Source organism: Kytococcus schroeteri, from assembly GCF_042433515.1.
Lineage (GTDB): Bacteria > Actinomycetota > Actinomycetes > Actinomycetales > Dermatophilaceae > Kytococcus > Kytococcus schroeteri.
The window spans coordinates 15,714-40,634 of the sequence record NZ_JBHLVH010000006.1; the positions used below are offsets into that span (position 1 = coordinate 15,714).

Consider the following 24,921-nt stretch of genomic DNA (forward strand, 5'->3'; position numbering starts at 1 on the left):
CGGGGCCGCCGGGTGGACGGCCGTGCCCCGAACCTATGCGCCCCGACGCATCCCAGCAAGGGGTGGGGCGAGGTCGGTCCGGGTGAGGGCGTGCGGGCCCGGCGTGGCAGCACCGGGACGCGGTTCCGGGTCAGGACCCCGCCCCAGGTCAGGACCCCCGCCAACCCGGCCAGCCCCCCCCGCGCGGCGGCTCAGTCCACGCGGGGGTAGCTGCCCACCAGGTGGAAGAACACCGCGTCGTCCCGCAGGTCGGCGAGCGCCGCGGCCACCGGCTCCTCATCCGAGTGCCCGTCCACCTCCAGGTAGAACACGTACTGCCACAGCGCACCCCGCATCGGGCGCGACTCCAGCCGCGTCATCGACACCCCGTGCCGGGCCAGCGGCTCCAGCATCGCCATGAGGGCACCGTCCCGGTCGGTGCGCGGCGGGGCCACCACCAGGCTCGTGCGGTCCCGGCCGCTCGGCGGCGGCGAGCTGTGCCCCAGCACCAGGAAGCGCGTCGTGTTCTCCGGGTCGTCCTCCACCCCGGAGCGCAGCACGTCGAGCCCGTACAGCTCCGCCGCCCCCTCGGGCCCCAGCGCCGCCACGCCGGTGACGCCCTGCGCGGCCAGCTCGGCCACCAGGCGCGCCGCCTCGGCGTTGCTGCTCACCGGCATCCGCTCCACGCCGGGCAGGTGGCGGGTCAGGTACTCCTGGCACTGCGCGAGCGCCTGGGCGTGCGCGTACACCCGGCGCACCCCCTCCACCGGGCCGCGGCCCATCAGGTGGTGCACGATCCGCAGGCTCACCTCCCCCACGGCCTGCAGCGGGCTGCGCGAGAGCAGGTCCAGCGCCCGCCCCACGGCACCCTCGGTGGAGTTCTCCACCGGCACCACGGCGTAGTCGGCCTGCCGTGCCTCCACCTCGCGCAGCACCTCCTCGAGGCTGGCCGCCGCCACCGTGTGCGCCGCACCGCCGAAGTGCCGCACCGCCGCCTGCTCGGTGAACGTGCCCGCCGGCCCCAGGTAGGCCACGGTCAGCGGCCGCTCCAGCGCCAGGCACTCGCTCATCACCTCGCGGAACACGCGGCGCACCGCGTCGTCCGGCAGCGGGCCGGGATTGCGCTCCACCAGGCGGCGCAGCACCTGGGCCTCCCGCTCGGGCCGGTAGGCCGCGCCGGTGCCCTTGAGCGTGCCGATGGCGCGGGCCTGCGCCGCCCGCTCGTTCACCAGGCGCAGCACCTCGCGGTCGATGCGGTCGATCTCGGCCCGGTGCGGGGCCAGGCGGGCGGCCAGCTCGTCGTCGTCGGCGGCCGGGCCGGTGGGCTCGTCGGGCCCGCCGGCGCGCAGGCTCTTGGCAGCCTGCAGCAGCTCGCGGCTCTCGGCCAGGAACGCCTCGGAGTGGCCCGCGAAGTACTCACGGACGGCCTCGAACTCGGCCAGGAAGCCCTCCCGGTCGCCGGCGCGGAGGCGTTCCACCACCTCGCCGAGGGTGGTGTGGAAGTGCTGCAGCAGCTCGAGGTTCGCCTCGCTGGCGGTGATGATGTCGTGGTACAGCCCGGCGTCCTGGGCGAAGAGGCGCGCCACCATCATCAGCTCGGTGCGGTAGATGGGGCTGCTCAGGGCCAGCAGCGTCTCCAGGTCGGCCCCCTCGCGGCGCAGGTCCGCGCCGTACGCGAAGGTCACGGTGTGCCGCAGCGCCTGGATGACGCCCATGAGCCGGTCGTGCTCGGCGGCGTCCACGGTCTCCACGCGGCACCCCCAGCCGGCGATGCGGTCCAGCAGCCAGGCCACGTCGCCGCGGCCCGGGGAGTGCACCACCACCTCGCCGGCGGGTGAGGCGACGTCCGGCCCGAACATGGGGTGCAGGCCCGCCACCGGCCCGGGGTGGGTGTCCAGCATCGCGGCCACGGCGGGGGCCTTCACGGACGTGAGGTCGGCCAGCACCGCGTCGGGGCGCAGCGGGGGCAGCGCCGCGACGACCTCCGGGGTGACCCGGATGGGCACCGCCACGAGCACGAGGTCGGCGGCGGCCAGCGCGGCGGCGTCCGCGGCGGGGTCACCGGTGTGGGAGGCCGCGGGCAGGCCGTCGGACCCGGGGCGGGAGGGCGCCGCGGGGTCGATGACGTGCACCAGGTCGCCCTCGCCGCGGAACCACTCCACGAAGCGGGAGCCCAGCGCACCGGCCCCTCCCACGACGACGATGCGACGGACGGTCTGCGACGGCTCCATGCGCCAGAAGTCTAGGAGGGACGCGGCGTCACCCCCTCGCGCGCATGGGGCGCCCCGCCTCAGGGCGACTCACGTGGGGCCGCCCCGCCTCAGGCCGGCTCGTCCTCCAGCGCCACGTCCAGCCACCGGGCGGAATGGGTCAGCGCCCCGGAGCTCAGCACGTCCGCGCCGGCCTCGGCGAGCGCCCGCGCCGCACCACCGGGCGCCACGCCGCCGGAGACCTCCACCACCGGCCGCAGCCCGGCACCGCGGAGCAGCGCCACGGCATCGCGCACCCGGGCGGGGCCCATGTTGTCCAGGAGCACCACGTCCACCACGGGGCGCCGCCCGGCCTCGGCGCGGGCCCGGTCGAACGCGGCCAGTTCCCCGAGCTGCTCGAGGGTGTCCACCTCCACCTCGACGCGCACCATGTGGCCCGGCGCCTCCGGACCCTCGGCGAGCCGCTCCAGCACCGCCGTCACACCGCCGGCCAGGGCGACGTGGTTGTCCTTCACCATCACCGCATCGTGCAGGCCGAGACGGTGGTTGGCCCCACCGCCGTGGCGCACCGCACGCTTCTGGGCGGCGCGCAGGCCGGGCACGGTCTTGCGTGTGTCCACCACCCGGGCGCCGGTGCCGGCCACCTCGTCCACGAGGCGGGCGGTGGCCGTGGCCACCCCGCTGAGCAGGCCGAGGAAGTTCAGCGCCACGCGCTCCCCGGTGACGATGCCGCGCGTGGGCCCGGTGACACGCGCCAGTGGGGTGCCGGCGGGCACACGGTCGCCGTCGGCGGCCAGCGGCTCGACCACGAGGCGGGGATCGACCTGCTCGAAGGCGGCGGCCACGAAGTCCAGCCCGGAGACGACGCCGGCCTCGCGGGCCACCACGACCGCCGCGCCGGTGGCGTCGTCCGGGACGGTGGCGCGGGCGGTGACGTCTCCGCCGGTGCCGAGGTCCTCGGCGAGGGCGGCGGCCACGAGGGCGTCGACGTCGGCCGGGCGCGGGGCGCGAACGGTCACAGCGGGTGTCGAGAGTGTGGACGATGGCGTGGCGTGCGTGGTCATGCGACGGCTCCTGCGCGGTGGGTGGGCTGGCTGGACCCGGTGGGCTGGTCTGTGCTGGCGGGCTGGACCGTGCGGGTGGGCCGGCCCTGCTCCTCGACCCACCGGTGGCCGCCCACCGACCGCTCGCGCCGCAGGGCGGAACGCAGCACGAGGCGGGCCACCAGGGCATCGGGCCCGGGGCGGCCCTCGAGCGCGGTCAGGGCGCGGTGCACCTCGTCGCGACGGCGGGCCACGCCGGCGGCGGTGGAGAGCAGCTCGCCCACCAGCGGGTCGCGGGCGGGACCGTCCCCGAGGAGACGCTCGGTCGCCAGGGCGGCCTCTGCCGCATCGGCGGTGATGGTGCGCTCGGCCCCCACGGGCGAGCGCCACCCATCGTGCCAGGTGCCAGCCAGATCAGCCGACTGCGCGGCGCTCTCAGCCGGCTCCCCCGCGGCCGAGAGCACGTCCGCTGCGGCCGCGCGTGCGGTCACCACCCCCTCGAGCAGCGAGTTGGAGGCCAACCGATTGGCGCCGTGCAGCCCGGTGCAGGCCACCTCGCCGACGGCCCAGAGCCCCGGCACGGTCGTGCGGCCGCGGGCGTCGCTGAGCACCCCGCCCACCGTGTAGTGGGCGGCCGGGCAGACCGGCAGCGGGTCCCGACGCGGGTCCAGGCCGACCGCGGCGGCGGTGGCGGCCAGGGCGGTGAACTCCTCCAGCCCGCGCACACCGCGGCAGTCCAGCTCCACCCGCCGGCCGGCCAGGCGCTGCGCGTGCACGGCGGCGGCCACGACGTCGCGCGGGGCCACCTCGCCCACGAAGCGCTGGCCGTCGGCCCGCAGCACGGCGCCGTCGCCGCGCAGGGCCTCGGTGAGCAGCGGCAGGCGCCCGGCCGGGGGGCGGCCCGCGGCGGTTTCGGACCGGCCCACCGGGGTGTCAGTCAGGTCGAGCGCGGTGGGGTGGAACTGCACGAACTCCAGGTCGCCCAGCACGGCCCCGGCGCGGGCGGCCAGCACGATGCCGGCGCCGGCGTTGGTGGCGGGGTTGGTGCTGTCACGGAAGAGCCCGGCGAACCCGCCGGTGGCCAGCACGACGGCGGCCGCGGCCAGGTCGCGCTCGCCGGTGGCCGTGCGCACGCGCACGTCGGTGACGCGGTCCTCGCCGGTCAGCAGCCCGGTGGCCTCGCCGGCCAGGTGCGTGACGTGCCCGGCGGCAGCCACCGCATCGGCCAGGGCGGCGGCGATGACGGCGCCCGACCGGTCGCCCGCGTGCACCACCCGGTGCCGGCCGTGCCCGCCCTCGCGGCCCAGCGCCCACGGCGCGGGGTCGGCGGCGGGCTCACGACCCTCAACCTCCTCGCCCGCGGCACGGTCCCAGGCCACGCCGAGGTCGGCCAGCAGCGCCACCACCTCGGGCCCGGCGCCCACGATGCGGTCCACGGTCGCCGCGTCGCACAGCCCGGCCCCGGCGGCCAGGGTGTCCGCAGCGTGGTCGGCCGGCCGGTCGCCCGCTCCCACGGCCGCGGCGAGCCCGCCCTGCGCCAGCTCGGTGGAACCGCCCCGCCCGGGCGCCTCCGGACTCACCAGCACGCACGGCCACGGCGCGACGGACAGCGCGGCCACCATCCCGGCCACGCCGGCGCCGAGCACCACCACGGGGCGCGCGTCCCCCATCGGGCCCGGGTCCCCGGAGGCGGCCCCCGTCGCGCCCGCGCCCCTCGCGTGCGTCACGAGAGCTCCAGCATCCGCTCGACCGCCCGGCGCGCCGCCGCGGCCGTGGACTCCTCGAGCACCACCTCGGGCCCGCCGGTCTCCAGCGCGGCCCGGATGCCCGCGAGCGTGGAGCGCCGCATGTGCGGGCACAGGTTGCACGGCTGCACGTACTCGGTCTCCGGCTGGGCGGCGCGGATGTTGTCCGCCATCGAGCACTCGGTGATGAGCGCCACCTGGGCGGGCCGCTGCGTGCGCACGTAGTCGAGCATGTGCGCGGTGGACCCCGCCACGTCGGCGGCGGCGACCACGTCCGGGTGGCACTCCGGGTGCGCCACCACGGTGATGCCGGGGCGCTCGGCGCGGATCTGCTCCACGTCGGCCACGGAGAACCGCTCGTGCACCTCGCAGCGCGCCGGGTGGGTGATGACCTCCACCCCGGTGGCCTCGGCGACGTTGCGGGCCAGGTACTCGTCGGGCACGCAGATGATCTTCTCGGCCCCCAGGTGGCGCACGATCCGCTCCACGTTGCCGCTGGTGCAGCACACGTCGCTCACGGCCTTCACCGCCGCGGAGGAGTTGACGTAGGTGACCACGGGCACGCCGGGGTGGGCGGCGCGCAGGGCCAGCACGTCCTCGGGGGTGATGCCGTCGGCCAGCGAGCAGCCGGCCCCCGCATCGGGCACGAGCACGGTCTTGCCGGGGTTGAGCAGCTTGGCGGTCTCGGCCATGAACGGCACGCCCGCCAGCACGATGGTGGAGGCCTCCACCTCCTGCGCCATGCGGGCCAGCGCCAGGGAGTCGCCCACCAGGTCGGCGACGCCGTGGAAGATCTCGGGGGTCTGGTAGTTGTGCGCCAGCACCACGGCGTCGCGGGTGCGCTTGAGCTCCTTGATGGCCACCACGTCCTGCGCGAAGGTCGCCCACTCGGCCTCGGGCACCACGTGGCGCACGCGGTCGTACTCCTCGCGCGTGGCCTCGATGGCGGCCGCGACGTCGAGCAGCTCGGCCTCCGTGGCGCGGTGGCGCACCCGCGGGGTGGCCAGGTGGGTGGTGGTGGCGGTCATGTCGGCCCCTTGTGTTCAGAGTGAGTACATTCTCAGAGCGAGCACAAGGGTAGGTCATGCGGAGGGGTGCTCGTGACCCGCGCCACAGGGTGGTGCCGGCGGGGGCCGCACGCGCACCCGGCGCACGCGACACCTCACACAGCGCGCCCCGGTGCACGCGAAACCTCACGCGGCGCGCGAAACGTGCCCGCCGCTCGGGAAACGCCGCGTGCGGGCAGCACCTTTCCCGTGCGTGGTGAGGTGTCGCGTGCGCAGAGCCCCCACCTCACGCGAGGGGAGGCCACCCGACGCTCCGCGCCGTGACGCCCACTGCCCGCCGGGCGCCGGCCGCTCAGCGCACCTTCGGCCGCGGCAGCTTGGTGCCCCCGTGGCGACGCTCGGCGTGCACGGACCGCCGGAACCGGTACAGCTGCGCCGGGCGACCCCCGGTGTCGCGGCTGGTGCGCCCCGTCGGCTCCACCAGCTCGGCCTGCTGCAGCACCAGCCGGCGGAAGTTCGGCTTGTGCACCTCCTGCCCGGCCAGCGCCTCCACCGTGGCCTGCAGCTGCCCCAGGGTGAACTCCTCGGCCATCAGCTCGAAGATCAGCGGCCGGTACTGCAGCGTGGAGCGCAGCCGCGCCAACCCCGTGGCCAGGATGCGCCGGTGGTCGTGCACCATCACCGCCCCGGTGGCCGCCACGGCATCGTCACGCGGGCCCGCCCCGGCACCCGCCGACTCGCGCACCAGCCCGGCCTCCCACAGCAGCTCGTAGCGCTGCAACGCCAGCTCCGGCGCCCACGGCTGCCCGTCCAGCCCGAAGGTGTGCGCCACCCGCGCCACGGCGTCCTCGTCCCCCTCGGCCCAGGTGCGCAGTGCCCGCTCCACCGCCGGCGCCAGCCCCGCGACACCGCGCCGGTCCTCCCAGGGCAGCAGGTCGTACACCTCCAGCCACCGCGGTGAGGGGGTGCTCCGCGTCAGGCCGAGGTAGCTGATCGCCACCGTGCGCCCCTGCCCCGCCGGCTCCCGGTCGGCAAAGGTGTACAGCTGCTCCACGTAGCCCAGCTCCACCCCGCCCTGCTCGGCCACCCACGCGCGCACCCCCGCCTGCAGCGAGCGGTGTGCCGGCTCCAGCGGCCCGTGGGGCAGGGCGTCGGGCTCGGTGGCCCCCAGCACCACGGGCGTGTCGTCACGCACCCCGATGACGACGGCGACGAGCTCGGCGGCGACGAGGGAGGACACGCCGCCATTCCAGCACGCGGCCCCGCCGGGCAGGCGCCGCGCCCCCCGCCACCACCCGGGCGGGCAGCGCCTCCCTGCGTACCCTCGACCCCGTGAGCACAGACACCACCCCCGCACGCACCGCCACCCCGGAGCGCCGCCCCGGCACCGGCGTCGGCCACGGCCCCGTCCCCGCCCTCGTGGGCCTGGCCGCCCTCGTCGTCCTGGGCGTCGGCATCCGCTCCCAGGCCAGCCTGCTCGGGCCCATGTTCCTGGCCCTCACGCTGGTCATCACGGCCTACCCGATGGTGACCTGGCTGCGCCGCCACAAGGTGCCCGGGTGGCTGGCCACCCTGGCCTCGCTGGTGACCATCTACGCGGTGCTCGTGGCCATCGCGTGGTCGATGGTGTGGTCGGTGCTGCGCCTGGTGGAGGTCATGCCGGAGTACCTCGAGCAGGGGCAGGACCTCTACCGCCAGACCATCCAGCAGCTCGCCACCTTCGGGGTGGACGAGGCGCAGCTCAAGGAGATGACCTCCAAGATCGAGCCGGGCCAGGTGGCCGGCGTGGTGCAGGGCGTGGCCGGGCAGCTCTCCAGTGGGCTCTCGCTGCTGACGTTGCTCGCCATCGGCCTGATCTTCCTCGTGCTCGACACCGGCTCCATGCCCGACCGCATGCGCGTCATCGCCCGCGAGCGCCCCGAGGCGGCCGAGGCCCTGGGGGACTTCGCCCGGCGGGTGCGCTCCTACTGGGTGGTGACCACGGTGTTCGGTCTTCTCGTGGCCCTGGTGGACGTGGGCTTCCTGTGGCTGATGGGCATCCCGCTGGCCATCACCTGGGGCGTGTTCAGCTTCGTCACCAACTACATCCCCAACGTGGGCTTCGTGCTGGGCCTCATCCCGCCCGCGCTCATCGCCCTGCTGGAGAAGGGCCCGATGGCCGCAGTGATCGTGGCCGTGGGCTACTGGGTCATCAACTTCGTGTTCCAGACCATCATCCAGCCGCGCGTCACCGGCGACATGGTGGGCCTCAACGCCACGGTCATCTTCGTCTCGCTGATCCTGTGGGCCTACCTGCTGGGCCCGCTGGGAGCGCTGGTGGCGGTGCCGGCCACCATCCTGGTCAAGGCCGCGCTCATCGACCACGTGCCGGGCAACCGGTGGATGGCGGCACTGGTGGGCGAGAACCCGCGCCCGGAGGAGCAGGACGAGGACACCCCGGACTCCCGCGACACCGACCACCTGCACGACCACGAGGGCGAGCCCGTCACCTCCACGCAGGGCCGGTCGGGGCTCGAGGGGGAGCGCACGCCCGAGGGGGCCGCGGCGGGCTCCGCGCGCAGTGCTGCTCCGGCCGCGGACGGGGCGCACCGCGTCGAGGACGAGCGCGGCTGAGGCCACACCCGCGCGAGCCACGCACGAGGCGGGCCGCACAGCACGGGCCGCACACAACGCAAGGGGCCGGAGTTCCGAAGAACTCCGGCCCCTTGCCGGCTCGTCAGACGCCCTCTGCGTGTCCCATCAAATTCGCCGTCAGAGCTGTCTGCCACGGGGAGATCCCGGCCCCTGTGGCATGTCACCCATCCTGAGGGGCGATCCGCCGGATCTCCCAGCCCTGCCGAACTTCTGGGGAAAACCTTTACCCGGCACGTCGTGCGCGGGCACTCGGCGGGGCCGGCTGGGCCGCCGGTCGCGTGCTCGGAACCTCTCGCCGCGCGGGAACTCCCGAGCACGCGAGCGCCGCCCCCGCACCGTCGGCCCCACCACGCAGGCGCACCCGTCGGCCCCACCACCTTGCCTACGCTGGCCGCATGAGCGACACGCCCGCCGCCTCGCCCACCGCGCACCTCGTCACGCTGCCGCCCGGCATCGCCCTGGAGCCCAGCGGATCGGGAGCCGGCGAGCTCGTGGCCCGCACCGCCGCCTGCACCCTACGCCTCGACCTCCAGGGCGCCCACCTGCTCTCGTTCACCCCCGCCGGCGGCCGCGACCTGCTGTGGACCAGCCCCGACGCCGTCCGCGCACCCGGCCAGGCGATCCGCGGCGGGGTGCCGGTCTGCGCACCATGGTTCGCCACGGGCCCCGACGGCCACCACACCCCCAAGCACGGCCCGGCCCGCACCCAGCCGTGGCAGCCCACCTCGGTCGACGTGGCCCCCGACGGCACCGTCCGCCTGGGCCTGACCACCACCGCCGATGGCGTGGACCTGCACCTGGACGTCACGGCCGGGGCCGCCCTGCGGATGGCACTCACCCTCGCCCTGCCCGACGGCGCCGCACCGCGCACCGTGGAGGCCGCGCTGCACACCTACCTGGCCGTGAGCGCCGTGGCCGACTGCACGCTCGCCGGTCTGGACGGCGCCGGCGTGGTGGACACGCTCACCGGCGGGGTCACCACGCAGTCCGGCGACCTGCGCACCGAGGGCGCCATCGACCGCATCCACCGCACCGCCGGGCCGGTGCACCTCACCGACGCCCACCGCACCGTGGCCGTCACCACGCAGGGCGCCCGCGACACGGTGGTGTGGAGCCCCGGCGCGGAGGGGGCCCGCACCATGACCGACGTGCCGGACGCCGGATGGGACGGGTTCCTCTGCGTGGAGGCGGCGTGCATCGGCGATCGCGGCGACGGCACCGACCACGCGGTGCACCTGCAGCCCGGGGCCTCGCACGTGCTGACAGCCACCTACGCGGTGGAGCCACGCGACGGCGCGGACGGTGTCGGCGCGGCCACCCACGAGACCGGCCACGGGGCCGCCCGATGACGGGGCGTCGCCTCACGCGGGTGCCGCTGCGCGCCCCGGACGCCGACGTCGTGGTGGTGGGCTCCGGCGTGGCGGGGCTGGCCGCCGCGGCCCGGTTGACCACAGCGGGCCGCCTGGTGCGGGTGCTGGAGGCGGGCCCGGTGGCCGGGGGCCGGGTGGGTTCGGCGCTGCACGACGGCTTCGCGGTGGACGAGGGCCTGCACCTGCTCGACGCCGCGGCGGCGTGGCCGACCGACCTGGTGGACCCGGCCGCGCTCGACCTGCGCCCGCTCGACCCCACCGAGGGCCTCGTGGACGGGCAGGACGCCCCGGTGCGCCTGGGCGATGACGCGGTGCCCGCCACCGGCCCGCTCGCCGCCGGGATCTCCCGCCCCGCGGCCCCGGCCCTGCCCGCGCACGGCCTGGTGGCCCTCACGGTGCAGCTCACGGCGCACCTGGACTCCCCCGTGGTGACCGGCGCCCACGTGGAGGTGGTGCGGTGGCACGGCGGGTCCTGGCAGGTGGTCGGCGACCACGGCACGTGGACCACCGGTCAGGTCGTGCTCGCGGTGCCGCCCGAGGAGGCCACGCACCTGCTGCACGGCACCCGCATCGAGCACGAGCTGGCGCACCCGGAGTGGCTCGGGACGACCACGTGGTGGCTGGCGCCCGAGGCCGCGCCGAGCCCCTCGCGCTCCCTGCGGGTGGACGCCCGTCGCGCGCCCGGCCCGGTGGCGGCCACCGTGGTGGTGACCAACGTGGCGCCGGGGTACTCCGAGGACGGGCGCGCCCTGGTGGCGGCGACGGTGCCGCACCGCGGGGGACGCCCCGTGGCCGGCGAGGCGGCCGTGCGCGCGCACCTCTCGGAGCTGTGGGGGACGGCGGCGTTCGACTGGCCCGTGGTCGCCCGCCAGGACCACCCGCGCGCCGTGCCCGTGCCCGTGCCCACGCCCGATGCGGCCGGCCCCCTCGCGCTCGAGCTCGCCCCCGGCCTCGTGCTGGCCGGCGACCACCTCGCCCCGGGAGTCACCGGCGCCCTGGCCTCTGGGGACGCGGCGGCGCGGGTCCTGCTGGCGTGACCCCCGTCGCGTGACCGGCGTCGCGTGACCGGCGTCACGCCGACCCGGCCCGTGTAGCACCATGGGCGCGTCCCGCCGCCCCGCCCCACGAGCACCAGGAGCGCCCATGACCCAGCTCGAGCCCGCCTACCTCTACGACGCCGTGCGCACGCCCTTCGCCAAGCTCGGCGGCGCCCTGGCCACGGTGCGCCCGGACGACCTGGCCGCCACCGTGGTCCGCGCGATGGTGGAGCGCTCCCCGCAGCTGGACCCGGCCCGCATCGACGAGGTGGTCTTCGGCGCCGCCAACCAGGCCGGGGAGGACAACCGCAACGTGGCGCGCATGGCCACCCTGCTGGCCGGGCTGCCGGTGAGCGTGCCGGGCTCCACCGTCAACCGCCTGTGCGGCTCCTCCCTGGACGCCGCGATGGTGGCCAGCCGCACCGTCGAGACCGGGGACGCCGACCTGGTGCTGGTGGGCGGCGTGGAGTCCATGAGCCGAGCCCCGTGGGTGGTGGCCAAGCCGGAGCGCGCATTCCCCGCCGGCAACGCCGAGATGGCCTCCACCACCCTGGGCTGGCGCCTGGTGAACCCCGCCATGCCGGCCGAGTGGACCGCCAGCCTGGGCGAGTGCAACGAGCAGGTGGCCGACGAGCTGGGCACCACCCGTGAGCAGATGGACGCCTTTGCCGCCCGCTCCCACCAGCTGGCCGCCGCGGCGTGGGAGGACGGCTTCTACGCCGACTGGACGTGCGCGGTGCCCGGCGTCGACGCGGCGGACCTGCCCCGCGACGAGACGGTGCGCCCGGGCTCGTCGGTGGAGTCGCTGGCCGGGCTCAAGCCGTCCTTCCGCCGCGACGGGCGCATCACCGCCGGCAACGCCTCCCCGCTCACCGACGGGGCGGCCGCGGTGCTGCTCGGCTCGGCCGGGGCGGCCGAGGGGCTGGGCCGCGAGCCGATGGCGCGCATCGCCGGGCGCGGGGCGCACGCGCTGGAGCCGCAGCGCTTCGGCCTGGCACCGGTGGAGGCGGCGAACAAGGCCCTGGCGAGGGCCGGCATCGGCTGGGGCGAGGTGGGGCTGGTGGAGCTCAACGAGGCCTTCGCCGTGCAGTCGCTGGCGTGCGTGGACGCGTGGGGCATCGACCCCGGCATCGTCAACACGCGCGGTGGTGCCATCGCCATCGGGCACCCGCTGGGAGCCTCGGGGGCGCGCATCCTGGGCACCCTGGCCGCCGCGATGCGGGCCGACGGCGTGCGCTGGGGCGTGGCCGCCATCTGCATCGGAGTGGGCCAGGCGCTGGCGGTGGTGCTGGAGAACGAGGGCGCCTGAGCCGCCGGGCGGGGTGCGCACCGGGCCGGCGGGGTGCGCACCGGGCGGGCCACACCCGAAACCCTCCCCCGCACGCGAAAGGTGTCGCCCGCACGGGACGTTTCCCGTGCGGGCGACACCCTTTCCGCGCGCCAGACGGTTTCCCGTGCGCCGAGCGCCAGGCGGTTTCCCGTGCGCCGAGCGCCGGGCCGCCTCGTGCGAACGCCCCCGGCCAGGGCGGCGTGCGCAGGCCCTCAGGCGCCGGCGCCAGCCACCTTCCCCGCGGCGCTCCCCCGCAGGGCCCTCTTCCGCAGCGCGCTCTTCCGCGCAGCCTTCTTCCGCGAGCCGCCGAGCAGCTGCCGCACGGCCCACTGCGCGCCGGTGGCCACCGAGCCCACCGGGTCGCGGCGCAGCTGCCCCCACGCCCCGTTGGGCAGCGCGTAGCGGAAGATCTTGCCCCACGCGCTGGCCAGCTGCACCGGCAGCGGCCCGGAGACGTAGGCGAACCCGTACCGGTCGAACACGTCGCGCATCTCCACCGAGATCTCGGCGTACCGGTTGCTCGGCAGGTCCGGGAAGCAGTGGTGCTCGATCTGGTGGCTGAGGTTGCCGGTCATGATGTGCATGAGCGGCGAACCCGAGATGTTGGCCGAACCCAGCATCTGGCGCAGGTACCACTCGCCGCGGGTCTCCCCCACGGTGGACGCGCGGCTGAAGGTCTGCACGCCCTCGGGGAAGTGACCGCACAGGATCACCGCGTTGCTCCACAGGTTGCGGGTGAGGTTGGCGGTCCACGTGGCGGCCAGCGTCGACTTCCAGTTCGGTCCGCTCAGCGCCGGGGTGACCACGTAGTCCTTGGCCACCTGCTGGGCCACCTTCTTGCCCACGCCCAGCAGGCCGGGCACGGCGGGCTTCCAGGCCGCGAGCGGCTTGCCGGCATAGCGGCCGAGCTCCAGGTCGTACAGCGCGATGGAGTACTCGAAGGTCACCGCGTTGACCGCGTTGAACAGCGGCTGCCACACCATCCACGGCTTCCACGGCTGGTCGGGGTCCACGCGGGCGATGCCGAAGCCCAGGTCGTTGTCGCGCCCGATGACGTTGGTGTACGTGTGGTGCAGGTCGTTGTGGGAGTGCTTCCAGCCCTCGGCGGTGGAGGGGTGGTCCCACTCCCAGGTGCTGGAGTGGATCCGCGGGTCGCGCATCCAGTCCCACTGCCCGTGGAGGATGTTGTGGCCGATCTCCATGTTCTCCAGGATCTTGGCCACGGCCAGGGCGCCGGTGCCCAGCACGAAGCCCACCTTGGTGCGGCTGCCCACCATGAGCACGAGACGACCGCCCATGTCGAGCGCGCGCTGGGTGGCGATGACGCGGCGGATGTACGCGGCGTCGGCCGACCCGCGGGAGTCCATGACCCGCTGGCGGATGGCGTCCAGCTCGCGCCCCATCTCCTCGATCTGCTCGATCGTGAGGTGCGCGGCCGGGTCGTCGCCGCCGGAGCGCTTGGGCTTCCAGTGGCGCTCGGGGGACTCGGTGGCGGTGATGCGGTTGACCCCGCGGCGGGTGTCGCGGCGGGCCCGGGCGAACGCCTTGTTGACGCGCATGGAGTCGCTGAACGCGGCGGGCGCCAGGCGGGATCCCCCCAGGCCGGGGCGGGCGGATGCGGGGCGGGTGCGTCGTGCGGGGGTGGTCGTCATGCCGGTACCTCCAGGTGGCAGTCGCCTGCGGCGGTCGTGACGCAGGTCTGGACGAGTGCGGGGTCCTCGGGGGTGGCGAGGGTGAGCGAGCCGTCGCGCAGGTCGCGCACGGCCCCCTCGGTGAGGTTCAGGACGCAGGAGTGGCAGATGCCCATGCGGCAACCGCTGGGCAGCAACAGGCCGGCCTCCTCGCCCGCATCGAGCAGGGTGGTGGAGCCGTCGGTCTCCACCTCGGTCTTGGAGCCACCCGTGGCGAAGGTGGCCAGGCCGCCCTCGCCGGGGGTGATCTCCACGGTGCGGAAGCGCTCGGTGAGCAGCTGGTGGCGCAGGCCGGCGTCCTCCCAGAACTGCTCGCAGTCGTCGAGCATCCCGGCCGGGCCGCAGGCCCACACGGTGCGCTCGCGCCAGTCGGGCACCTCGGTGTCCAGCTCGTCCAGGCCGAAGCGCCCCTCGGTGGCCGTGTGGCGGGTGATGAGGCGCAGCCCGAAGCGGTCGGCGATGGCGGGCAGCTCCTCGGCGAACAGCCGCTCGGCAGGCGTGCGGGCGGACTGCACCACCACCACGTCCGGCGCGTCGGGACCGTGCCACTTGTGCCCGCGCAGCAGCCCCATGATCGGCGTGATGCCGGAGCCCGCTCCCAGGAAGAGGATCTTGCCGGGGCGCGGGTCGTCGAGCGTGAACTCGCCGTCGGCGGCATCGAGGTGGAGCAGGTCGCCGACCTTCGTGTTGCGCACCAGGTGGGTGCTCACGAGGCCGTCGGGCACCTGGGTGACCGTGATCTGCAGCAGCCCGGCGTCACCGGGGGTGCCGGCAGGTGCCGGCTTGCTGGTGAGGCTGTAGGTGCGCCAGTGCCGCACGCCGTCCACGTCCACGCCGATGCGGACGTACTGGCCGGGGCGGTGGGCCTTCCACAGCACGCCGGGGCGCAGCCAGAGGCTCACGGTGCGCGCGGTGTCGTGGTGGACGCGCTCCACGCGGGCCACCAAGGAGACGCGGGACTGCAGCGGGGCCACCATGTCGACGTAGTCGTGCGGCACCACCGGGGTGGTCACCACAGCGGCGGCCTCGATGAGGCGGTCCACCCAGGCAGGGCGGGGGGTGACCCGACGGGTCGAGGAACTCATGCCGTCCATCCTGTCTGGCACCGGTGAACGATTCACCCCCGCTCGGCGTGGAGAACCACGCCCGGATTTGTCCCTCGTGAACAAAGCGCGCACGATGTCCCCGTGGACGCCTCCCCCGAGCCCCTCACCGCGGGCACCGCCGCATCCTTCTGGACCCCCGAGCTGGTGGCCGCCCTGCGCGATGCTGTGGAGGTCGCCTCCCAGCAGAGCGTCACCGCCATCGTGCAGGACGTCCCGGCGTACCGCGACGAGTTCCGGCACGGACGCTCCGCGGTGCTCAAGGAGGCGGTGTCCATGGCGCTGCACGGCTTCCTGGACCTCATCGAGACGCCGGGACCGGGCGACGCGGCCCCCACCGGACCCACCTCGGCCACCGTCCTGGGCGCCCGTTCGCTGGGCCGCCGGGAGGCCCGCGCCGGGCGCACCGTGGAGGCGGTGCTGGCCGCCTACCGCGTGGGGGCGCGCGTGTGCTGGGTGACCTTCAGCGACGTGGCCCTGGAGCACGGCCTGGCCGCCCGGGAGCTGCAGACCTTCGCGGCCCTGACCTTCACCTACATCGACGACCTCTCCGCGGCCACGGTGGCCGGGCACACCCAGGAGCGGGCGCGCTCCGACCAGCGGCGCAGCCAGGCCCGCACCAACCTGGGGCTGCTCGTGGTGCGCGGGGCCCGCACGGCCGAGGTGGACGCCGCGGCCCGCGCGGCCGGCCTCACCTCGCCGCGGACGGTGAGCCTCATGGTGTGCCGCAGCGAGGACACCGGCGCGCTGACCTCCCGGCTGCCGCTGCGCACGCTGGTGCTCGACCAGGTGGGGCTGGGCCCGGAGGGCTCCGGCTGGAGCACGCTGCTGCTGCCCGACCCCACCGACGACGAGCTGGACCGCGCCCGCCGCACCCTGCGCCGGGCCGGGGTGCACTGCCTGGTGACACCCCCGGTGGGCCGGGCCGCCGCCCCGGAGACCTGGCGCCTGGCCAGCCGGTGGGTGTCCGTGCCGCCGGACCCGATGGGGGTGCCCGAGGGGCCGCTGGACCTGCAGGACGTGCTGCCGCACATGGTGGTGCACGGCGACGCGGCGGCCGCCCGCGAGCTGGCCGCGGCCGCCCTGGAGCCGCTGGCCGACCTGCCGGAGTCCACCCGGGAGCGCCTCGTGGAGACCCTGCGGCTGTGGATGCTGCTGCGCGGCCAGCGGGCGCTGGTGGCCGAGCGCCTGGGCGTGCACCCGCAGACGGTGCGCTACCGCATGAACCAGCTGCGCGACCTGTTCGGCAGCACCCTGGACGACCCGCGCGGCGCCGAGCAGGTGCTGCTGGCCACGCTCGTGGCCCCGGGGCTCACCGCATCGGACTGACGCGCCGCGCTCAGATGCGGTCCACGTGCGGGCGCAGACGCTCCACGTCCACGGTGGTCACGGCAGGTCGCTTCGGCCTCCGCCCGTCCCCGGAGGAGCGGCCGGTGAGGCGCCGCTGGATCCACGGGCGCAGGTGCAGGCCCGCCCACTCGCGGTTGGCCTGGAGCGTCTCCCACCGGGTCAGCGGCTCCAGCGGCGGCAGCGGCTCGTCCCAGGCGCGCTCGGCGGCGCCCTCCACCTCGAGCCCCAGCGTCCACGCAGCCTGCTGCGCCACCCGGCGATGCCCCTCGGTGGAGAGGTGGATGCGGTCCGGCGCCCACATGCGCGCGTCGCGCAGGGAGCGCAGGGTCCAGATGTCGGCCACGAAGCAGTCGTACCGCTGCGCGATGCCCCACACGTTGGCCGTGAACTCGGCGAAGCGCGGGGACGCCCGGCGCAGCACGGGGGTACGGCTGATGTCCGGCGCGGTGACCAGCAGCACGTCGGCCCCCGTCTCCCGGATGCGGGCCACGGCATCCTCCAGCTGGTCCACCACGGCGTCGCGGTCCACGCGGGGGCGCAGGTAGTCGTTGCCGCCGGCGTTGAGGCTCACCAGGTCCGGGGTCAGCGTCAGGCCCTCGTCGAGCTGCTCGCCGGTGACCTGCCCGATGAGGCGCCCCCGGATGGCCAGGTTGGCGTACCCGAAGGGTGCCGGCGCGGGCTTGCCCTCGGCGTCGGTGAGGGCGGCATTGCGCAGCGCGAGGCGGGCGGCCAGCCGGTCCGCCCAGCCATGGTGGGCCTCCGGGTCGTCGTCGGTGGGGTCCACCAGGCCCTCGGTGAACGAGTCACCCAGCGCGACGTAACGCTGCCAGATGCGGCCCTCGAGCGGTGCTGCGGTGGTCATGCGTTCCCTCCGTGGTGGTCCGGGTCAGCCTGCACCGTAACGTTTCTGGGCACGCGCCCGGGCCTTGGCTGCCTCCTCCTCGCGGTCCTTCGGCGGCGCCGAGGTGGTCAGTCCGTCCAGCAGGCGCTGGGTGGCTGCCGTGATCTCCTCCACCGCCTGGTCGAAGGCCTCGGTGTTGGCCTGCGACGGGGTGCGCGTGCCAGCGATCTTGCGGACGTACTGCAGGGCGGCGGCCTCGACCTCCTCGGCGGTGGCCGGGGGCTCGAAGTTGTGCAGGGTCCGGATGTTGCGGCACATGCCCCCATCCTCCCACCCGCGCAGCCACTACCGAGGCGAGAGTGACCGCTTGCCCAGATGGCCACTCGGACCGCCCGGGTCTGCATCCAGATCTCATCCGGCCAGTGCGCGCCGACTGCGGGCAGCCCCTACCCCCAACCCGATAATCACTCCACCCCAATAGGTTTCGACTTAACACCCTTAATGGGGACGCCCCAGTGGACACCGAGGACCACGCGAGGTAGCGTGACCCTTCTCACACTCAAACCAAGGGGGATCATGGACCGCATTGAACTGGACATCTTCTCGGGGCTGCCAAACCCAGTCTGGGATCTCAATACCACAGAGACGGCCAGCCTCATCCGCCAGATCAAGAACGACCAGACGGAAGTGCGCCCACTCAGCGAGTCTTCAGATCGACTCGGATACAAGGGCTTCATCATCCACATGGACTCCCAAGAGTCTTATCGTAGCGGCCTGGGGCCAACCCAGTTGCGTTCCGCCTGGGCGAGGGCCACGCCAACCCCGACACCCTGCAAGAGCTGCTTCTCCGCGGAGCCCAAGGAGCAGAGATCAACGCACTGGCTGTGGATGCCGCAGCACTTGCCATCGAAGGGAGTGCTGAGCCCGCAACGAGCACCACCGACCCCGACACCCCGGACGCCGGCAGTGAGACTTTGGCGGGCTGCGGGTACCACCTCACAAGCTCTGTCGACTTCAAGTTCTGGGGAGGAGTCCACACCTCGAAGAACAACTGCTACAACTATGCCGCGAACTGGCGAACAGGAACGTTTGCCCACCCTGGGCGAGCTTCGGGGAAGCACTTCCGGTTCACAGATTTCTGGGGAAGAACCCGAACCCTTTCCCAACAGAAGCAGGCACTGCGCGAGTCCATGATGGCTGATGGATGGAAGACCACATGCAGTTCCCGATCGCTCTATGTCGCCGCAGCCATCTGGCCCGGAGTTGACTACCATTTCTGGCGCCGCACTGCCCCTCATAAGTGGATCAGCGTCAGCAAACCCTGGTCACACAAGCGCGGAGGATACTACCCCCAGAACACCGACTCCGGGGGGAATCACATCAGCTCCCCGTACCACTCCAAACGATGGGACTACACCCTCTGGTGCGGAACCATGTACTCCCCCACGACCGTCTTCGTCAAGTGAACCAAGGAGATTCCATGCCCTCGGCCACCATGAGTCGTAGACTCTTCCTCCTTGGCCTCGCGCCGGGATTGGCTCTTGCGTCGCACACTGCGCATGCCACCAGCACCCCCATCGCAAAGCTCGCCACAAGCAGTGGATCCACGCCCGCCACGCTGGACGATTTCCTGCTAGATCTTGCACTCCGCGCCGATGACCGGTCGCCTCTCCCCAAGGAGGGCCCCCAGTGACCCGTATACAGCGTCTCGTTCCGATGTCTGCCGCCCTGCTCCTGACCCTGGCCGGGTGCGGAGAGGAACCGCAGACGGGTGCCACGACCTCCCCCTTCCGAGCGACGGCCGACGTGTTCTCCGGCCGGCCGAACCCCGAGTGGGACGCCTCCGACGAGGCCCGCCGCGCCGCCGCCACGTGCCTGGACCAGCTCGCGCAGGCCGATGAGGCCGCCGCCGCACCGCCCAGCCCGGGCGGGCTCGGCTTTGGCGGCGTCACCTTCGAGCCGGCCCCCGCATCGGGCGGCACCGCGCTGACCCGCATCGTGGACCACACCGCCTTCGGAACCCGGGACGGGCGGCCGGTCACCGCGGAGTGCACCGACCTGGGCGAGGCCACCTGGGAGCAGTTCGCGGAACTCGAGCCGGTAGCCGTCAAGGACCTCCGGAGCAACGCCAACGCGTCCTAACCCTGCCCCCACAGACACGCCGCGCGCCCGTCAGCAGGTGCTGGCGGGCGGCGCGTGAGCAGCGTGGGTGGGCGCGTGGCCCTACCGCGGTATCGGGTCAGAGGGCCTTGCGCAGGTCCTTGTTCAGCTGGCTGATGACGTCCAGCGGGATGCCCTTGGGGCAGACCGCCGCGCACTCACCGATGTTGGTGCAGCCGCCGAAGCCCTCCTCGTCGTGCTGGTTCACCATGTTGACCACGCGCGAGTCACGCTCCGGCTGACCCTGCGGCAGCAGGCCCAGGTGGGTCACCTTGGCGCCCAGGAAGAGCATGCCGGCCGCGTTCGGGCAGGCCGCCGCACAGGCACCACAGCCGATGCAGGTGGCGGCGTCGAACGCGCGGTCGGCGTCCTCCTTGCGCACCGGGTGGGTGTTGGCGTCCACCGCGGCACCGGTGTTCACGGAGATGTAGCCACCGGAGCCGATGATGCGGTCGTAGGCGCTGCGGTCGACCACGAGGTCCTGCACCACCGGGAACGCGTCCGCACGGAACGGCTCCAGGGTGAGGGTCTCGCCGTCCTTGAAGGAGCGCATGTGCAGCTGGCACAGGGTGGTGCGCTCCGGGCCGTGGGCGATGCCGTTGACCATGAAGCCGCACGCACCGCAGATGCCCTCGCGGCAGTCGGACTCGAAGGCCACCGGCTGCTCACCGGCCTCCGTGAGCTCCTCGTTGAGGACGTCCAGCATCTCCAGGAAGGACATGTCCTCGGTGATGCCGTCCACCTGGTAGGTGGCGAACTGGCCCTTGTCGCCGGCGCCGGCCTGGCGCCAGATCTTGAGAGTGATCTTCACTTGTAGCTCCGCTGCTTCATCTCGATGGCGTTGTACACGAGGTCCTCCTTGTGCAGCACCGGACGCTCACCGGCACCGGTGAACTCCCAGGCCGCCACGTAGGCGAACTCGTCGTCGTGGCGCAGGGCCTCGCCGTCCTCGGTCTGGGACTCCGCCCGGAAGTGGCCACCGGCCGACTCGCGACGGTGCAGGGCGTCGATGCACATGAGCTCACCCAGCTCCAGGAAGTCGGCCACACGGCCGGCCTTCTCCAGCGACTGGTTGAGGGTGGCGGCCGCGCCGGGCACCTTGACGTTGGTCCAGAACTCCTCGCGGAGGGCCCGGATCTTCTCGATGGCGGTGCGCAGACCGGCGTCGGTGCGCTCCATGCCGCAGTACTCCCACATGATGGAGCCCAGCTCGCGGTGGATGGAGTCCACCGTGCGGGTGCCGTTGATGGAGAGCAGCTGCTGCACGCGGGCGTCCACGGCCTCGCGCGCGGCCACGGCCTCGGGGTGGTCCGCGCTGATGTTGGACTGCCCCTCCTTGGCCAGGTAGTCGTTGATGACGTTCGGCAGCACGAAGTAGCCGTCGGCCAGACCCTGCATCAGCGCCGAGGCGCCCAGGCGGTTGCCGCCGTGGTCGGAGAAGTTCGCCTCACCGGCCACGAACAGGCCCGGGATGGTGGACTGCAGGTCGTAGTCCACCCACAGGCCGCCCATCGTGTAGTGCACGGCCGGGTAGATGCGCATCGGCACCTCGTACGGGTTCTCACCCGTGATGCGCTCGTACATGTCGAAGAGGTTGCCGTACTTGGCGGCCACCGCGTCCTTGCCCATGCGCTCGATGGCCGACGCGAAGTCCAGGTACACGCCGCGGCGCACCTGACGCTCCTGGCCGTCCTGGTCCACCTCGGCCACGGCCGGGCCCACGCCGCGGCCCTCGTCACACATGTTCTTGGCCTGGCGCGAGGCGATGTCGCGGGGCACCAGGTTTCCGAACGCCGGGTAGATGCGCTCCAGGTAGTAGTCGCGCGCCTCCTCCGGGATCTCGCGGGGGTCCTTGTCGCAGTCGGCGGCGTCCTTGGGGACCCAGATGCGGCCGTCGTTGCGCAGGGACTCCGACATCAGCGTCAGCTTGGACTGCTTGTCGCCGTGCTGCGGGATGCAGGTGGGGTGGATCTGCGTGAAGCAGGGGTTGCCGAAGTAGGCGCCCTTGCGGTGCGCACGCCACGCGGCGGTGACGTTGGACCCCATCGCGTTGGTGGAGAGGAAGAAGACGTTGCCGTAGCCGCCGGTGGCCAGCACCACCGCGTCGGCCATGTGCGTCTCGATCTCACCGGTGCGCAGGTTGCGGGCGATGATGCCGCGCGCCTTGCCCTCCACGACGACCAGCTCGAGCATCTCGTGGGCGTTGAACATCTCCACGGTGCCGGCGCCGATCTGGCGCTCCAGCGCCTGGTAGGCGCCGATGAGCAGCTGCTGGCCAGTCTGGCCGCGGGCGTAGAAGGTGCGCTGCACCTGCACGCCACCGAACGAGCGGTTGTCGAGCAGACCGCCGTACTCGCGGGCGAAGGGCACACCCTGCGCCACGCACTGGTCGATGATGTTCGCGGACACCTCAGCCAGGCGGTACACGTTGGTCTCGCGGGAGCGGTAGTCGCCACCCTTCACCGTGTCGTAGAACAGGCGGTAGACCGAGTCGTTGTCGTTCTTGTAGTTCTTGGCGGCGTTGATGCCACCCTGCGCGGCGATCGAGTGCGCACGGCGCGGCGAGTCCTGGTAGCAGAAGGACTTCACGTTGTAGCCGGCCTCACCGAGGGTGGCGCCCGCGGCGGCGCCGGCCAGGCCGGTGCCCACGATGATGACGTTGATCTTGCGGCGGTTGGCCGGGTTCACCAGCGCGGTCTCGAACTGGCGGCGCTGCCACATCGTCTCGATGGGGCCACCGGGGGCCTTCGTGTCGGCGATCGGGTCACCGAGCACCCACGGGTCGTTGGTGTGCTCACCGGACTTGTTCACCGGGCGGGTGTCCGCCGGGGCGTCGCCCTGGGCGGTGCCGCGCTGGGCGTCGCCGTCGGCGTCGAAGGCGTCGTCCTTCTTGCGCTTCCAGGGGGCGTTGTCACCGAAGAGTGTTGCCATGAGTCTGCTCCTCCTGGGGCGGTCAGTTGACGAGGTCGAGGAACACCGCGAACGGCGGCACCAGGAAGCCGACCACCACGAGGGCGGCGAGCACGGCGCCGATGGTGCGCAGCATCGGGATGTTCTTGGTCTTGGTCAGGCCGAGCGTCTGCATCGCGGAGAAGAACCCGTGGAATATGTGCATGCCCAGGGCGGCCATCGCCAGCACGTAGATGAGCAGCACCCACCAGATCTCGAAGGACTCCACGTAGTTGGCGGCGGGGCTGGCCAGCTCGCCCTGCGGGTGGATGGTCTTGGTGGTGAAGTGCAGGATGTGGAAGACCACGAACAGCAGCAGCGCGATGCCACCCCAGCGCATGGTGCGCGAGGCGAGGCTCGAGGTGAGCGACTTCTTCATCGCGTAGCCGACGCTGCGGCCCTTCTTGGCGCGGCCCCACAGCTTGACCGCCAGCACGACGTGCGCCAGCACCGCGGCCAGCAGGACGAGACGCACGATCCACAGCGCACCCTCGTAGGGCAGGATCGGCTCACCCATGGTGCGCAGGTGGTGCGCGTAGGTGTCGAACGCCTCGTGGGACTGGAGGATCTTCAGGTTGCCGAGCATGTGCCCGAGCACGAAGAGGATGAACAGGAGGCCGGAGACCGCCATGAGGATCTTGTTCCAGATCGTCGTGGTGGTGGCCGACCGCTTCGTCGGAGCCGCGTTGTCAAGTGCCACGGGGCGGATTCTACTGAGAGGCTGGGAGCGGGCTGGGTGAGGCTTGCCTACCCCGTGGGTCGCGCCCGCGCGCGGGCCGGGCGCCGCCCCCATCGGCCCCGCGGTGGACGCACCTAGGATGCCAGCCATGCCCTCCACGCCCGGTGACGTCGCGACCCCGTCGCCCTCGGCGCCTGATCTCGAGCAGCAGCTCCGCGAGGACCTCCTCGGTCCCCTCGCCCGGCGCGGCGCGACCGCGCGGCGCATCGCCCGGTGGGCCTGGGTCGGCCCGCTGCTGTGCATGCTGCTGGGCGGGTGGATGCGGTGGTGGCACCTGGACGAGCCGCACCAGCTGGTCTTCGACGAGACCTACTACGTCAAGCAGGCGTGGTCGCTCGCCGAGTGGGGTTACGAGCGGGACAAGCCCGACGGCATGGAGGAGCCCGACCAGTTCTTCACCACAGGCAACTGGCAGACGGTCTACGACGACAAGGCCGACTTCGTGGTGCACCCGCCGGTGGGCAAGTGGGTGATCGCCGCCGGCGAGGTGGTCTTCGGCATCGAGTCGTCCTTCGGCTGGCGCGTCTCGGTGTGGGTGCTGGGCAGCCTGTCCATCCTCGTCATCGGCCGGGTGGCGTGGGAGATGTTCGGCTCGGCCACGCTCGCCACGCTCGCCTCCTTCCTGGCGATGCTGGAGGGCCACCACTTCGTGCACAGCCGCACCGGCCTGCTCGACGTGGTGCTCATGTTCTTCGTGCTCGTGGGCTTCTGGTTCCTGCTGCTGGACCGCAACGCCTCGCGGCGCCTGCTGGCCCGGAGGGTGGCGGCGCTGCACGGCGGGGACGCCTGGCGGTGGAATCTCCGCCGGCCCGCGGTGGGCATGACCTACGGCCCGTGGCTGGGGCTGCGCCCGTGGCGATGGGCGGCCGGCATCAGCCTGGGGCTGGCCGCGGGCGTCAAGTTGTCCGGGCTGTACCCGCTCATGGCCTTCGGGCTGCTCACCGTGCTGTGGGACTGCACGGCCCGGCAGCGGGCGGGCGTCTCCCGGCCGTGGAGCGCCGGGGCAGTGCTCCGGGACGGGCCACAGGCGTTCGTCACCTACTGCGGGGCGGCCCTGGCGGCCTACCTCGCCTCGTGGGTGGGCTGGTTCCGCAGCACCGACGGGTACATGCGCCAGTGGGCCACCGAGCACCCCGGTGAGGGGGTCACCTGGCTGCCCGGCCCGCTGCGCGCGTTGTGGGAGTACCACGCCAAGATGTACGAGTTCCACGTCGGGCTGACCAGCGACCACACGTACCGCTCCAGCCCGTGGAGCTGGCCGCTGCAGCTGCGTCCCACCTCGTTCTTCTACGAGACCAAGACGCTCGGCGAGGCCGGGTGCGAGGTGGAGAAGTGCTCCAAGGCCATCAACTCGGTGGGCTCGGTGAGCATCTGGTGGGTGGCCACCGCCGCGGTGTTCGTGCTGCTGTTCTGGTGGGTCGCGCAGCGCGACTGGCGGGCCGGCGCCATCGCCGTGGGGGTGCTCTCGGGGTGGCTGCCCTGGCTGCCGGTGCAGCACCGCACGATCTACCAGTTCTACTCGATCGCTTTCGAGCCGTTCATGGTGCTGGCCGTGGTCTTCGTCATCGGGCTGGCGCTGCGGCACGTGTGGGGCAAGTACGCGGTGGGGGCCTACCTGGCCCTGGTGGTGCTGAACTTCTGGTACTTCTGGCCCATCTGGACCGCCCAGGTGATCCCGTACTCCGCGTGGCGAGCCCGCATGTGGTTCGCCAGCTGGATCTGACGCGGGGGCC

General features: G+C 73.4%; 19 protein-coding genes. 7 read left to right on the forward strand and 12 right to left on the reverse strand.

What is annotated here, in order from left to right:
- Positions 1–191 precede the first annotated feature (191 nt).
- From tyrA to ACFFHC_RS03540, 5 genes are all read right to left on the reverse strand, one after another.
- Positions 192–2,210: a bifunctional chorismate mutase/prephenate dehydrogenase gene (gene tyrA / locus ACFFHC_RS03520; protein ID WP_379803133.1), complete on the reverse strand. Its 2,019-nt coding sequence runs from the start codon at positions 2,208–2,210 to the stop codon at positions 192–194.
- 89 nt (positions 2,211–2,299) lie between these two features.
- Entirely contained in the window at positions 2,300–3,208 is a 909-nt protein-coding gene (gene nadC, locus ACFFHC_RS03525) for a carboxylating nicotinate-nucleotide diphosphorylase (RefSeq protein ID WP_379803136.1), read from the reverse strand.
- 41 nt (positions 3,209–3,249) lie between these two features.
- Positions 3,250–4,959 (reverse strand): FAD-binding protein, encoded by a 1,710-nt coding sequence (locus tag ACFFHC_RS03530; RefSeq protein ID WP_379803139.1) that lies wholly within the window; start codon positions 4,957–4,959, stop codon positions 3,250–3,252.
- A complete protein-coding gene (gene nadA / locus ACFFHC_RS03535) occupies positions 4,956–6,005 on the reverse strand; it encodes a quinolinate synthase NadA (protein WP_101849807.1) in 1,050 nt (349 codons plus the stop codon). Before nadA ends, ACFFHC_RS03530 begins: the two co-directional genes overlap by 4 nt.
- A gap of 331 nt (positions 6,006–6,336) precedes the next feature.
- Positions 6,337–7,224 (reverse strand): NUDIX hydrolase, encoded by an 888-nt coding sequence (locus ACFFHC_RS03540; RefSeq protein WP_070704535.1) that lies wholly within the window; start codon positions 7,222–7,224, stop codon positions 6,337–6,339.
- A gap of 92 nt (positions 7,225–7,316) precedes the next feature.
- Between ACFFHC_RS03540 and ACFFHC_RS03545 the strand changes: the two genes are divergently transcribed.
- The 4 genes from ACFFHC_RS03545 to ACFFHC_RS03560 all read left to right on the forward strand — a co-directional run bounded on the left by ACFFHC_RS03545 (position 7,317) and on the right by ACFFHC_RS03560 (position 12,334).
- Positions 7,317–8,597, forward strand: coding sequence for an AI-2E family transporter (locus ACFFHC_RS03545; protein ID WP_379803144.1), 1,281 nt, complete (start codon positions 7,317–7,319; stop codon positions 8,595–8,597).
- Positions 8,598–9,013: 416 nt separating this feature from the next.
- On the forward strand, positions 9,014–9,967 hold the full coding sequence (locus ACFFHC_RS03550) for a D-hexose-6-phosphate mutarotase (protein ID WP_101849805.1): 954 nt from the start codon (positions 9,014–9,016) through the stop codon (positions 9,965–9,967).
- The gene (locus tag ACFFHC_RS03555; RefSeq protein ID WP_180802253.1) at positions 9,964–11,025 is read left to right on the forward strand and encodes an FAD-dependent oxidoreductase; all 1,062 of its coding nucleotides are present in this window, start codon (positions 9,964–9,966) and stop codon (positions 11,023–11,025) included. Before ACFFHC_RS03550 ends, ACFFHC_RS03555 begins: the two co-directional genes overlap by 4 nt.
- A gap of 106 nt (positions 11,026–11,131) precedes the next feature.
- Entirely contained in the window at positions 11,132–12,334 is a 1,203-nt protein-coding gene (locus ACFFHC_RS03560; RefSeq protein ID WP_101849803.1) for a thiolase family protein, read from the forward strand.
- Positions 12,335–12,567: 233 nt separating this feature from the next.
- Here the strand turns inward: ACFFHC_RS03560 and ACFFHC_RS03565 are convergent, their stop codons facing one another.
- Both ACFFHC_RS03565 and ACFFHC_RS03570 read right to left on the reverse strand, forming a co-directional pair.
- Positions 12,568–14,007, reverse strand: coding sequence for a fatty acid desaturase family protein (locus ACFFHC_RS03565; RefSeq protein WP_379803149.1), 1,440 nt, complete (start codon positions 14,005–14,007; stop codon positions 12,568–12,570).
- Positions 14,004–15,131, reverse strand: a complete 1,128-nt coding sequence (locus ACFFHC_RS03570) for a ferredoxin reductase (protein ID WP_379803152.1) — start codon at positions 15,129–15,131, stop codon at positions 14,004–14,006. Before ACFFHC_RS03570 ends, ACFFHC_RS03565 begins: the two co-directional genes overlap by 4 nt.
- Before the next feature lie 102 nt (positions 15,132–15,233).
- Here ACFFHC_RS03570 and ACFFHC_RS03575 point away from each other — a divergent pair, with 102 nt between their 5' ends.
- Positions 15,234–16,478, forward strand: coding sequence for a helix-turn-helix domain-containing protein (locus ACFFHC_RS03575; protein WP_141494540.1), 1,245 nt, complete (start codon positions 15,234–15,236; stop codon positions 16,476–16,478).
- A 10-nt stretch (positions 16,479–16,488) separates the two neighbouring features.
- On the opposite strand, the gene ACFFHC_RS03580 is transcribed toward ACFFHC_RS03575, so the two are convergent.
- Together ACFFHC_RS03580 and ACFFHC_RS03585 are read right to left on the reverse strand one after the other, a co-directional pair.
- Complete coding sequence (locus tag ACFFHC_RS03580) at positions 16,489–17,361, reverse strand: SGNH/GDSL hydrolase family protein (protein WP_141494541.1); 873 nt, start codon at positions 17,359–17,361, stop codon at positions 16,489–16,491.
- A 24-nt stretch (positions 17,362–17,385) separates the two neighbouring features.
- On the reverse strand, positions 17,386–17,658 hold the full coding sequence (locus tag ACFFHC_RS03585) for a DUF2277 domain-containing protein (RefSeq protein ID WP_070703995.1): 273 nt from the start codon (positions 17,656–17,658) through the stop codon (positions 17,386–17,388).
- Between the two features lie 1,398 nt (positions 17,659–19,056).
- On the opposite strand from ACFFHC_RS03585, the gene ACFFHC_RS03590 reads away from it, so the two are divergent.
- Positions 19,057–19,482: a hypothetical protein gene (locus ACFFHC_RS03590; protein ID WP_070703998.1), complete on the forward strand. Its 426-nt coding sequence runs from the start codon at positions 19,057–19,059 to the stop codon at positions 19,480–19,482.
- Positions 19,483–19,579: 97 nt separating this feature from the next.
- Here the strand turns inward: ACFFHC_RS03590 and ACFFHC_RS03595 are convergent, their stop codons facing one another.
- From ACFFHC_RS03595 to ACFFHC_RS03605, 3 genes are all read right to left on the reverse strand, one after another.
- The gene (locus ACFFHC_RS03595) at positions 19,580–20,311 is read right to left on the reverse strand and encodes a succinate dehydrogenase/fumarate reductase iron-sulfur subunit (protein WP_101849798.1); all 732 of its coding nucleotides are present in this window, start codon (positions 20,309–20,311) and stop codon (positions 19,580–19,582) included.
- On the reverse strand, positions 20,308–22,221 hold the full coding sequence (locus ACFFHC_RS03600) for a fumarate reductase/succinate dehydrogenase flavoprotein subunit (RefSeq protein WP_238138198.1): 1,914 nt from the start codon (positions 22,219–22,221) through the stop codon (positions 20,308–20,310). Before ACFFHC_RS03600 ends, ACFFHC_RS03595 begins: the two co-directional genes overlap by 4 nt.
- A 232-nt stretch (positions 22,222–22,453) precedes the next feature.
- Positions 22,454–23,149 (reverse strand): succinate dehydrogenase cytochrome b subunit, encoded by a 696-nt coding sequence (locus tag ACFFHC_RS03605; RefSeq protein WP_070704004.1) that lies wholly within the window; start codon positions 23,147–23,149, stop codon positions 22,454–22,456.
- Positions 23,150–23,276: 127 nt separating this feature from the next.
- On the opposite strand from ACFFHC_RS03605, the gene ACFFHC_RS03610 reads away from it, so the two are divergent.
- The gene (locus ACFFHC_RS03610; protein WP_070704007.1) at positions 23,277–24,911 is read left to right on the forward strand and encodes a dolichyl-phosphate-mannose--protein mannosyltransferase; all 1,635 of its coding nucleotides are present in this window, start codon (positions 23,277–23,279) and stop codon (positions 24,909–24,911) included.
- The last annotated feature ends 10 nt before the right edge of the window (positions 24,912–24,921 follow it).

Bases quoted from the DNA above. Each gene is read 5' to 3' on its own strand.
- tyrA (WP_379803133.1), bottom strand. From the start codon at position 2,210: ATGGAGCCGTCGCAGACCGTCCGTCGCATCGTCGTCGTGGGAGGGGCC.
- nadA (WP_101849807.1), bottom strand. From the start codon at position 6,005: ATGACCGCCACCACCACCCACCTGGCCACCCCGCGGGTGCGCCACCGC.
- ACFFHC_RS03550 (WP_101849805.1), top strand. From the start codon at position 9,014: ATGAGCGACACGCCCGCCGCCTCGCCCACCGCGCACCTCGTCACGCTG.
- ACFFHC_RS03555 (WP_180802253.1), top strand. From the start codon at position 9,964: ATGACGGGGCGTCGCCTCACGCGGGTGCCGCTGCGCGCCCCGGACGCC.
- ACFFHC_RS03560 (WP_101849803.1), top strand. From the start codon at position 11,132: ATGACCCAGCTCGAGCCCGCCTACCTCTACGACGCCGTGCGCACGCCC.
- ACFFHC_RS03565 (WP_379803149.1), bottom strand. From the start codon at position 14,007: ATGACGACCACCCCCGCACGACGCACCCGCCCCGCATCCGCCCGCCCC.
- ACFFHC_RS03570 (WP_379803152.1), bottom strand. From the start codon at position 15,131: ATGAGTTCCTCGACCCGTCGGGTCACCCCCCGCCCTGCCTGGGTGGAC.
- ACFFHC_RS03580 (WP_141494541.1), bottom strand. From the start codon at position 17,361: ATGACCACCGCAGCACCGCTCGAGGGCCGCATCTGGCAGCGTTACGTC.
- ACFFHC_RS03585 (WP_070703995.1), bottom strand. From the start codon at position 17,658: ATGTGCCGCAACATCCGGACCCTGCACAACTTCGAGCCCCCGGCCACC.
- ACFFHC_RS03590 (WP_070703998.1), top strand. From the start codon at position 19,057: ATGTCTGCCGCCCTGCTCCTGACCCTGGCCGGGTGCGGAGAGGAACCG.
- ACFFHC_RS03600 (WP_238138198.1), bottom strand. From the start codon at position 22,221: ATGTGGCAGCGCCGCCAGTTCGAGACCGCGCTGGTGAACCCGGCCAAC.
- ACFFHC_RS03610 (WP_070704007.1), top strand. From the start codon at position 23,277: ATGCCCTCCACGCCCGGTGACGTCGCGACCCCGTCGCCCTCGGCGCCT.